Here is a 10,268-nt window from a genome sequence, read left to right as displayed (position 1 = left end):
AGATGATAGCTATCAATCAGGGTTTAGGCGATCTCAAGCTTTACACCCAAGAGGACTATAAAGCTTTAAGAGCCTTAAAAATGAGGGCTTAAGTATTGATGGGCTAAAGGCACGCATCACACAAATAGAGCAAGAAGCAAGAGACCGCCACAAAACCTTACAAGAGCAATACAAGGACTACCTAAGCCCTAGTGCCGTGCAAGAACTCAAGCAAGAACACACACAAGAGCTTGAGATGAGAGAGCAAAGCCATGTTAGAGCTTTGCAAGAAAAAGACACAGAACACACTGGAGAATTAAGAAAGAAAGATAAAGCCTTAGAGACACTAACACAAGAGCTAAAAGCGAAAGACAAGCGGGTGCAGAACTTAAGCAAAGCGTTAGGGGATAAAGGCAGGGCATTAGAAACAAAAGATATAAAGCATACCAAAGAGATTGAGGCATTGCAAACACAGCACTCTAAAGAGCTAGAAAAGCTAGCAAGGGAGATTGACAAAGAAGCCAAGCTACAAGAGTATGCAGACAAGGTAAAAGACTTATTGCAAAGGTTTACAGAACAAGCCATTAGCCCTATGCTAGAGAAGCTCCAAACAGAGAAAGGAGCAGAGCTTGAAGCTGTGATCCAATGGAAGAAAGATAACGAAAGAGAGAAGGCAGAGTACCATGCATACCTAGCAGCCCTTGCAGATGATTTGCTTGCAGGGAAATTCTCCACAATCAATGCTATAACAAAACTATTTGGCAAGGGTGTCAAAGATGCAATGAGTCCAGAATATTTTGAGAGTATCGCCAAAGATAGGCGAGACAGGTTTTTAAAACAACACATGGGTGAGATTGAGAAAAGCCTAACTAAAGAACTCAAGCCCATTCTTGCCACGATAGAACAAACTAGGAAATGGGAGCACAAAGCCTTGTTAGAGGGGATAAAAGGGCTAGAGAATGGCATTAGCAAGCTAGCTACAGAGTTTAAAAACAGCGATGCCTATGGAAAAATGCTGGAAACAGCCAAATTGGATGCCCAATACTATAAGGACAAGACTTTGAAACTCACAGCGGAGCTAGAAGAGAAAGATAAAAAGATTAAAAACCTTAAGGAGGAGAACACTAAGCTTAGAAACACCGATCTACGCTTAGAGAATAATGCACAGAAAACTAAGATTGCAAAGCTAGAAAACCAAGTGGAGAGCTTGCAATCACAAAAGGATACTTTGCAAAAAGAGCAGGACAAATTACGGACAGAGCTGACAAATACACAAACACAATTAAACGAGCAAATTGCAATGATTGCACAACTCAAAGCAGACTTAGAAAAATCTTTGGCTAACCAACAAGGTAAGGGGAAGGGGATTTGAGTATCGATGACAATGTTCGCTAGCCACCCTAAAATCAACACATAGTGCATTGCAAACCAAAAGCACAGAGCTTGGTTAGAAAGCAATATACACGCCACAATCGCCCAAATAGGCAAGACAAGCCCCGAAGTGGCAAGGGAGTTAGAAATCAAAACAAGTAATGTATTAAATGACCTTGCTAGTCTTAGATATGAATTGCCAAGAGCTTTGGCACAAGTGAAAGCTAGCCAAGAGCAACAAGAGCAAGATCAAAAAGGGGATGGGGGCAAGCATATATAGTCTTAAATTCTGTGATTTTTAATAGGAAAATTACAGAGAATTTATACACGAATTTTCATTAAAAATATTGCAGAAAATACACGAATATTTTTTCTAATTTTTAGAATTTATCCTTTAAATTTGGCAAATTTTTAATAAAATGCGTGCCTAATTTGTCGTATTCTCAAGGGTATTTTTCTCCACAAAGTGCACCAAAATATTAATAAATACCCTGAACCAACAATAGCAAAACGCCTATTTTATAGGGTTTTTACAGCAATCATTGAAATTATTTTTATTTTATACTTTAATTATTTTATATAATTAAAATAATTAAATAATTTTATTAATTAATTTGTGCTACAATACATCTATCTTACGATCAAAGGGAGCCAGCCATGTTTGACATCAACTCTACAGAGGACATCACCCACTATGCCTTGCGCTTGCAAGAGATCGAAGACAAAATGAAGCAAGCGGGCTTGCTAGGGTTGTTTGAAGAGGCTTTGGAGATTCAAGAGGGCTTTAAGCACCTTCTAGCTCTATCCAACAAAAATAAAAAAATGCTGACAGCAGAGATTGAGGGTAAAAGACCTGTGGGACGGCCTAGAAAGGTGTTTCTAGTGGATACAACAGCCACGCAAGCCAAGAAAGAAAAAAGAGAGCAAGAGGCTACACAGATTAACCAAGCCGACACAGCTAGCCAAGAGAAAGACACGCAAAGGGGGCAAGGGATTGCAAAGAATGAAGCCAGCCCACAAGCTCAAGGGCAAGACACACAAACTCTACAAACCACCACACAAGACACACAAACAGAGCAACAGCAAGAATTAGGCACTTCTAAGCCCTCTAACCCAAAAGAGCCTCAAAAGACAAGGGGTAGAAAGCCTAAGAAGGATAGCTAAAGGGCTCATAGCCTCATAAAAGCCCCAATGAAGCCCAAAATGCGTCATTTTGTGAGCTTAAAGGCTTTAAGGCCCTTTGGGGGGTTTGGGCTCTTGTTTTTGGGGGTTGAGGCAAGATAGGGTGTAGTAGATATTGAGCTCATCGCCTAAGTCGCAAGAGGGCTCTAGGGTCTTAAAAGCCTTAATCGCCACTTCTTTTAAACGCTCCCCCGTCTCATAGTCGTCTATCTTTAAATGGTGGGTTTGCCCCTCAAAGACTTCCCACCCTTGATCGCTAAAGGGCTCGTTTTTATCCGCCCATGCAAAGCTTTCGCCCTTAGTGCCCTTGCCATAGCATAGGCGGTAAATGCGCTCATACATGACCCCCCTAGCGATGTTGTTTTCTGTATTGGTTACCAAAATGCACCGCCTATTGCCCCCATCCTCTCTATTGAGCTCCATCAGCGCCTGCCCTGTGGTCCCACTCCCGGCGTAAAAGTCTAGGACTAGAGAGTTGGGGGAAGTGGCGATTTTAAGCAATTTTAAGATTAGGGATGTGGGCTTGGGGGTCGCAAAGGCTTTTGTGCCAAAAATGGCTTGGATTTCTTTGGTCGCGTCTGTGGTCGTGCCACAATCTGTAAAAATCGTCCTTGTCTTAATGATTTTGTCCTTGCCCTGCACTTCCTCAAAGTAAAGCACCTCATAGGGGGTTAAACGCCCCTTGCTGTCCTCTTGCCAAAAGATATGCTCTGGGTCTAAGTTCTCGGGCTTTTTACGCCAACACCCCTCCGCTCCACTGGGGGCAATGGGGTAAAAATCCTGCCCGTTAGGGTCTTTTATGGGGTAGTAAAGGGTAGGTCTATCGGTTCGTAAAGAGTGGTTACCCCACTTTTCAAGCTTTAAAATCTTAGCCCGCTTGCCATCGATAGTTTTGTTAAAGTCTTTTTCCTCGTGCCTTTGGGTTTGCTCGTAAATCTCCCATGTGCCCTTGCTGTAGCACAAAATGTATTCATGTTCTTTGGCGAAGTCTTGCGAATCTTGGCTACCCCCTTTTTTCTTTTGCCACACTAAGTTAGCCACAAAATTCCCCTCCCCAAAAATCTCATCACACAGCACTTTAAGATACGCCTGCTCGCTGTCATCAATGCTGATAAAAATCACCCCCCTGTCGCTCAACAAGTCCTTAGCTAGTTTTAGGCGTTCATTGAGCATGTTGAGCCATCCGGTGCGCATAAACTTATCCCTATAGCCAAACTTCCCGCTAGAATTTTGCTCACTCTTGTAGTCATTGCCATCTTGCTTGGTGCTCTCGGTGTTGTAGGGGGGGTCTATGTAAATACAATCCACCTTGCCCCGATACAGCACTAAAAGATTTTTTAAGGCATCGTAGTTTTCCCCAAAGATCATGGCGTGTTGTTGTTGGCACAAAGCGGGGGTAAAGCTTAGCTCTTTGTTGTGTTTGAGTAAGCAAATAGCGTCTTGTTGGACCTCTGGGGCTATGTCAAAGACAAAGCCCACCTCTATGCGTTTGGCAAGCAAGCTAAAAATCGCCTCTAGGTTGTGGGGGTCGGCTTTTTCTAAAATCTCTAGGGCTAGCTTCTTTTGGTCGGCGTTAAAGCTCGTGTTAGGGATTTCCCTAATCTTTTGCTTATAAAGCTCTAGTTTTTTATGGGTAAAGTCTTGACTCATTGGGTGGCCTTTGGAGCGTTTTTAATGGTGGCAAGCAAGTGGTTTAAATCTGTCCCCCCCTCTTCAAGGGCCTTTAAGTGGGGGTTTTTGCGGTCGTAAAAACGCAAAAGCTCGGGTTTCTTGGGGTCGTGCTTGTAAATGCACAGCACAAGGGGGCTTGTGTGGGTGTATAAATTTTCTTGCTTAAAGGTGGTGAAGTATTCTTGATAGGCTTGGGCTAAGAGTTTAGTTTTCTCGTGGTTAATGTCTTGGGCGTTTTTCACTTCAATATAGACTAGGTAGCCATTGGTAAAACGCATCACAAAGTCGGGGTAACTGGCGTGCTTATTGCCCTGCTGGTCTAGGTATTGGATATAGGCGTTGCTGTGTGGGGGGTTTTTGAGCCACACTTCTATATGCGCTTGGTTCTTGCACGCAAAGCGATCAAGCTTCTTGCACACCTCTTGCTCGGGGGCGGAGTCTAGGGGGAGGTGGTCGGTGGGCTGTGCGTCTTTCTTGATCGTGGTGAGGTATTTATCGGGGTCTATTTCCTCACTTGTGGGCTCTTGCGCCCATTGCTCGCTCCACTCTTTTGGGGTGTAGGTCTCTAGGTGGGGCTTGTAGGTTTTGTGCCTTGCTAGAGAAGTGCTGTAGATATTTGCAATATCTTGGCTAAAGAACTCTAAGAGAATGGCCTCAAGTTGTAGCGGGCTTGTGTGGGGATATTTGGCTTTGAGTTTGCTTAAAATTTCGTTTAAAAGGGCTCTTTTTGGGGTGCTTAGGGCGTTTTTGAGCCGTCTTAGGCGGTGTAACAAGGCATAGAAATTGGCAATGGTGCGCTTGGCGGATTTTAAGCGGTAGGCGTTGGGGGTGTCCTCATTCTTAAAGCAGTCGTTGGCGTAGTCCTGCACCCTTTGGGCGTTTTGGGCGATGAAACGCTCTATCCCCCCTTGAATCGTGGCAGGGTCTTGGGCTTTTTCCTCAATGTTTAAGACAACTTTAAGCACTTGAAAACTCTTGAAAGACTCTTTAACTTGGTAGCTGTAGGTGATGTAGTCCTTGGGGGTTTTAAAGTTCTCGTAGAGGTAGTAGGTGTCTGTGGTGGGGTGCTTTTTGAGGTTTGGGTAGGGGTTGCGCTTGATCCGCCCTAGGGTTTGGATACTCAAGGCAGAGGAGCACACATTGCGTAGGCGTAACAACATACACGCCCTAGGGATGTCCCACCCCGTGGCGGGGCCCACCTTGAAAATGATGCAATCGGTGGTGTCGTTGATTTGAGAGATTTTGTGGAGTAAAGCGTCCTTGGGGAGGTCATTGTCCCGGCGGTTGTGTTCTACGCCATTGGGGGTGTTTTTAGACTTGCCATTTTTCTGTGATCCCTTGGGGTTTTGCCCAAAGTATTGCACCCATGATAAGCCTTGTGCCTCAAACTTGTCTTTAAGCTCTTGGAGGGTGTCTTGCCATTTTGCGAAGGCATCGTGGTTTTTGGGGTCGGGCTGGTTATCCACTTGGATCAACATGGCAGGGCGGATAAACACCCCCCCTTGCTCTAACTCTTGGTATTTTGCCCTAATGGCTTTAAAGTCCTCAATGGCTTGATCGATGATCTTGGAGTCCTCAAATGCCTCGTTCTCTAGGATTTTTGCGTGGCTTTTGAGGAGGTATTGCTCCGTTTCTGCCCCGCTCTTTTCAAGTTCTGTTTGGGTGATCTCTACACGGGGATGGGGGGTTTTGTTGTCAAAAGTGGCAGTCATGCGTAGGGTAAAGGCGGCGTGTTGCTCTAAAAGCCTTTCAAATGAGGGCTTTTGGGTGGGTTTCTCCGTGGGCTTCGTGCCGATATGGGCTTCATCTCGAATGTAGATGAGGCTGTACTTCACCTCCGCCTCTTTGATAAGAGCGTCTATAATCTCCAACTCCGTGTAAAGCTTATTCTTGCCAAAGGTGGATTTTCCAAAAAGATAGACTTTGTTTTTTTGACACCTAATGGGGGGGACATCCTCGCATTTTTGGCTGGATTTGCTAGAGGATGGGGATTCGTAATGCTGGACTTCAAGGATGGGAGTGTCTAGCACCCCTTGTCGGCTGTAGTCCTTGATCTTGCGGGTGAAGGCTTCGGGTAATTCGGCACTAGAGAGGGTGGCGATGATGAAAATGAAGTTGGTTTCGGGGTAATTGGCGATGAGACGGCTGATAAAAAGGCTTGCCATGAGGGTTTTGCCCGATCCTGTGGGGGCTTTAAACTCTACGATTTTGTCTTTTATGCCACCCTCTTGCACTATGGTTTCCTCATAATGTGCCACAATCTCATTGACTTTTTGATCCTGTAGGGGGGTGATTTGGATGGACATGGCTACCTTTTGGCTGACGCAACGCTTGATCTAAAAGGCGCATTTTATCGTTTTTGGATTGAAATTAGCATTATAGGGCAATGTCTATGCGCTAGATTGGATTAATGCTATTTTGCGTTTAAAAGCCCCTACAATCGCTTTGACATCCAAAACCATAGTTTGACACCCCTAACCACCAACCTTTCGCTCTACGAGCCTTTAAAAGCGATTTAAACGCTATATGTGCTCTATCGCCTTTCGTTACTTTCTCCAAAACATGATTACTCCATAAGCGTGGATGTTCCAAACCAAATGCCTAATCCTCACTTCAAAACCCTCTCTTGGGGGCTTGGGGGCTTGCCCCCAAGAGCAAAATAGATGCCAAGCGTCAGCTTGGCTTACCGATTCATGCACCCTTGCATCAAAAATTTTTCATTTTTTCTAAGTTTTCTCACCTGCTTTTGGGCTGATCCTAGTTCCCGAGCGCATGCGCGCGCGCGCATGCGGGTTTTTAACCTTTTAAAAGACTTCGTCTTTTTAACCTTTTAGGGGGGGCGCGGGCCTCGTGTGGGACGGGGTTCGCGAGGGGGTAACCATACAAAAATCCGCACTAACCATACAAAAATCCGCACTAACCATACAAAAATCCGCACTAACCATACAAAAATCCGCACTAACCATACTATTTAATTTAAATATAATGTTTAGTTATCTATTATTGCTATGAAACATTGGTTAACTTGGGTGCAAAATGGTAGATATGAATGAACAAAGAAAAAATTTAATGCAACGACTCAAACAACTACAAACGCTTATAGACATGGAAACAGACACAACATTTAGAGATGTTTTAAGTAGAGAAAAAGCGGAATGTCTTGAGCAAATAATGGAGTTAACAACACATGCCCAGCCCTCCCAACTTCCAAGCTCCACACAACATCGGACAACTACCACAAACACCCTAGAACAGCAACCAGTAACTCCACCCACCACAACAGAAACCACCACTCAAGATCAGGATCAAGACCAACCCACAGCCCAACAACAACCCATAACAACTGAAGTCATCACCCAAAGTGCCGCTACAATCTCCAACGCCATCTCTAAAAAGTATGTAACCTTCCACAACGATGTGAACTCTGTATCTCTAGGTAAGCTAGGCACATTAGAGGCAAACTTACTCTTTGCCATATTCCACAAGCTCAAAGATAGACAAGATGAGCTCCTGGTGTTTGATCTTGATGAGATCAAGAGAATGACCCACGCAGTTAAAATCAGCCACAGCGATCTAAGCAGTGTTGTCAAAAGACTTTGGAAAAACATTAAAGTCGCTAACTTTTGGGTGCTCTATCCACTTGCTGATGAGAATATTTTACTCTTCAGTAGTTTTCGTATCAACTACTACGATACAAAGAAAACCCAAGTCAAAAGCATAGAAATCCAAGTGAATATGCCTTACTTTGGCTACTTGCTTAACTACCTCCATGGCAACTTCACTTCCTTTGAGCTCTTTGAGTTTCAAAACATCAGTGGCAAATACGCTAAAACTCTTTATAGACTTCTCAAGCAATGGAAAAGCACAGGTGTACCCCCTAAAATGGAGTGGGGGGAGTTTAGGGAGTTGATGGGTGTGTCATTAAATGTTCCAGCCATCAATGTAGAACATGTCGTGCTAAGACCCGCCACCCAAGAACTCCACAAGCTCCCCCACTTTGAGAACCTTTGCTATGAGAAACTAAAAACTAAGGGTATGGGTAATCGCATCACCCATATCCAATTCTATTTTCAGCCACTCACTAAGACCAGCAAAGACAGAGAACAAGCCAAAAGAGATTTAAGAACCATTGCGTGGGAGATTAGAAGCAAGAAGGTGGTTAAACAACTCAAAAAATCTATGGAGCAAGCAAAACAAACCAAGCTAGACAATGAAATGCTAGAAGTCTTAGATATGGCTTTTTACAAACCCCAAGACCCTAGTGTTGTTCTTATAGTTGGTGGCATACAGCCTGCCAAAGATGGCTATGAAATTTTAGTCAAATACTACAAAGAGGGCAAAGAGTTTCAAGCAAAGAGTGCTGTGTTAGCTAACAAAGAAACTTTCTTAACAGCTATGGCAAAGGGAGGTTACCAAGTTGTGGATTTACAAGCACAGCAACAGCCACAGCAAACCAAACAAACACCACAACCCAAAGAAGTCAAAATAGGATTACAAACTGATAAAAACGGCTTTAAAACTTTTCAAAGTTTAACAAGACCAAACCAACCACAACAGCCTAGCCAACCAAAAGCCCTAGACCCTAACAATGACCTAACAGAATACATAGGCAGAAACCTTTACATGAGCAACAATGGTGTGCCTGCTGTTCTTAAGATTAAAGACATCACATATACTGAGAACAACAAGCTTAGAGTGGATATTCAAGATATAGACAAACCCCACAAGATTCTAAATCCTTTCATCTTGAATAATGTCAAGCACTTTAAGAGCTGGTTTAAAAAGTATGCAGAGTGAGCCAAGAGCGTAGAAACACATAGCAACACGCTAACTGCAACGCAAAGAACTTCTAAGCACAATTACCTCTAATCATAAACACAATAACAAACATATCTTTCACCACTAGATAACAAAACTACCAAAAACTTCTTTCTAAAATCCCCCACAATCCCCGACTAAACTAAAACCCACACATCAACACACCCAAAGCAATCCTATAGCCTTCTACAGCTTAAACAACTTTAAGCTATTAAGCCTCCACGGTGTTTGAGTGGCAAATTAACTAAGCGAACTTGTGAGCGTCCTATCGTAGATAGGTGGTTAATTTGCAAATTAACCACCCTTGAAAGGGACACGGCGCAAGCTTGTTTGGTTAATTTGCTCCTAGCGGAGGGCTTAAGAGAAATGTAACTAAAAATCCACTTGCCTATATTGTGTGTTAAAATCCAAAAAATAAAATATAAAGGATTTACATGGCTAAAGATTATAGCAAGCTCTCTAGGCGCACTTTGGAGGATTTAAAGAGCCGATTACACAATGAAGTGATTCGACTTAGGGATAAATACCAAGACACGAAAGCCAAGTATGAAAAAGAACTCAAGGCTTTAAAAAACAAGAGCACCAAAGAGATTGAGGCTTTTAAAAATAAAATGAATAAAGAGCTGACGGCTTTTAAAAATAAGATGGATAAAGAGAGCTCAAGGTTATCCAAAAACAAGGGGAAGATAAGGCAACAGAAAAACAAAAAGTCAATGAAGCTTTACATAAGCTCATCTACACACAAGGGCAAGAGGCTAATCAATCTAGGGATGCTGGGGCGACCACTCACAAACAAGATTCTAAAGAAACTAAAGTAGCCCAAGAGGCGCAAAGCCCACAAGAAACCAAAGCAGACCCATCACAACCCAAGACCCCAAAACAAGAGCCCCAAGCGGATACACACCACAAGAAAGTCTAATCTATGGGGGGCATTGCATCCATTAACTTTAAACCCACCAAGCTTAGTATCCAAGAGAAGCACAACGACCGCTCCATTACGCCAAACTATGTGCTCAAGAGTGGGGGGTTAGGGATAGAGTGCAATAGAAATGCCACAGAAGCAAGAGCTTTAAGAGATTGCCTAGTGGAGCAAGCCAAAGAAAACTATAGGCATTGTTTCCATCAATCATTTCAAGCTAAGAGCTATATGTGGAGTGCTGTTGTCAATATCAAAGAAACAACCACCATGCAAGAGCTAGAAATCCTAGCAGACCACTTTAAAGCCAAATACGGCTTTCAATGCTACC

The 10,268-nt window shown here is 43.4% G+C and carries 6 protein-coding genes and 1 pseudogene; 5 read left to right on the top strand and 2 right to left on the bottom strand.

Features of this window, described 5'->3' with window-relative positions; all coding sequences use genetic code 11:
• The first annotated feature begins 196 nt into the window (after positions 1-196).
• Both EAO38_RS07915 and EAO38_RS07905 read left to right on the top strand, forming a co-directional pair.
• Positions 197-1,351: a hypothetical protein gene (locus EAO38_RS07915; protein ID WP_121022704.1), complete on the top strand. Its 1,155-nt coding sequence runs from the start codon at positions 197-199 to the stop codon at positions 1,349-1,351.
• A 656-nt stretch (positions 1,352-2,007) separates the two neighbouring features.
• Positions 2,008-2,514: a hypothetical protein gene (locus EAO38_RS07905; protein ID WP_121022700.1), complete on the top strand. Its 507-nt coding sequence runs from the start codon at positions 2,008-2,010 to the stop codon at positions 2,512-2,514.
• A gap of 66 nt (positions 2,515-2,580) precedes the next feature.
• Here the strand turns inward: EAO38_RS07905 and EAO38_RS09440 are convergent, their stop codons facing one another.
• Entirely contained in the window at positions 2,581-4,182 is a 1,602-nt protein-coding gene (locus EAO38_RS09440; protein WP_205588382.1) for a site-specific DNA-methyltransferase, read from the bottom strand.
• Positions 4,179-6,509: a DEAD/DEAH box helicase family protein gene (locus EAO38_RS07895; RefSeq protein WP_121022698.1), complete on the bottom strand. Its 2,331-nt coding sequence runs from the start codon at positions 6,507-6,509 to the stop codon at positions 4,179-4,181. The genes EAO38_RS09440 and EAO38_RS07895 overlap by 4 nt, the downstream gene beginning before the upstream one ends.
• 865 nt (positions 6,510-7,374) lie before the next feature.
• Here EAO38_RS07895 and EAO38_RS07890 point away from each other — a divergent pair.
• The 3 genes and pseudogenes from EAO38_RS07890 to EAO38_RS07880 all read left to right on the top strand — a co-directional run.
• Positions 7,375-9,000, top strand: a complete 1,626-nt coding sequence (locus EAO38_RS07890; protein WP_162982742.1) for a replication initiation protein — start codon at positions 7,375-7,377, stop codon at positions 8,998-9,000.
• A 491-nt stretch (positions 9,001-9,491) separates the two neighbouring features.
• The gene (locus EAO38_RS07885) at positions 9,492-9,839 is read left to right on the top strand and encodes a hypothetical protein (RefSeq protein ID WP_162982741.1); all 348 of its coding nucleotides are present in this window, start codon (positions 9,492-9,494) and stop codon (positions 9,837-9,839) included.
• A 104-nt stretch (positions 9,840-9,943) separates the two neighbouring features.
• Positions 9,944-10,268, top strand: a pseudogene (locus EAO38_RS07880) (mobilization protein); the annotation flags it as partial.

This window comes from Helicobacter vulpis (assembly GCF_003660395.1).
In the GTDB taxonomy this organism is placed as follows: domain Bacteria; phylum Campylobacterota; class Campylobacteria; order Campylobacterales; family Helicobacteraceae; genus Helicobacter; species Helicobacter vulpis.
The sequence above is the reverse complement of the archived record's forward strand: the minus strand, read 5'-3'. Positions and strand labels throughout refer to the sequence as shown.

What these genes read in the sequence shown, in the direction of transcription:
- EAO38_RS07895 (WP_121022698.1), bottom strand. Translation starts at nt 6,509, where the DNA reads ATGTCCATCCAAATCACCCCCCTACAGGATCAAAAAGTCAATGAGATT.
- EAO38_RS09440 (WP_205588382.1), bottom strand. Translation starts at nt 4,182, where the DNA reads ATGAGTCAAGACTTTACCCATAAAAAACTAGAGCTTTATAAGCAAAAG.
- EAO38_RS07890 (WP_162982742.1), top strand. Translation starts at nt 7,375, where the DNA reads ATGGAGTTAACAACACATGCCCAGCCCTCCCAACTTCCAAGCTCCACA.
- EAO38_RS07905 (WP_121022700.1), top strand. Translation starts at nt 2,008, where the DNA reads ATGTTTGACATCAACTCTACAGAGGACATCACCCACTATGCCTTGCGC.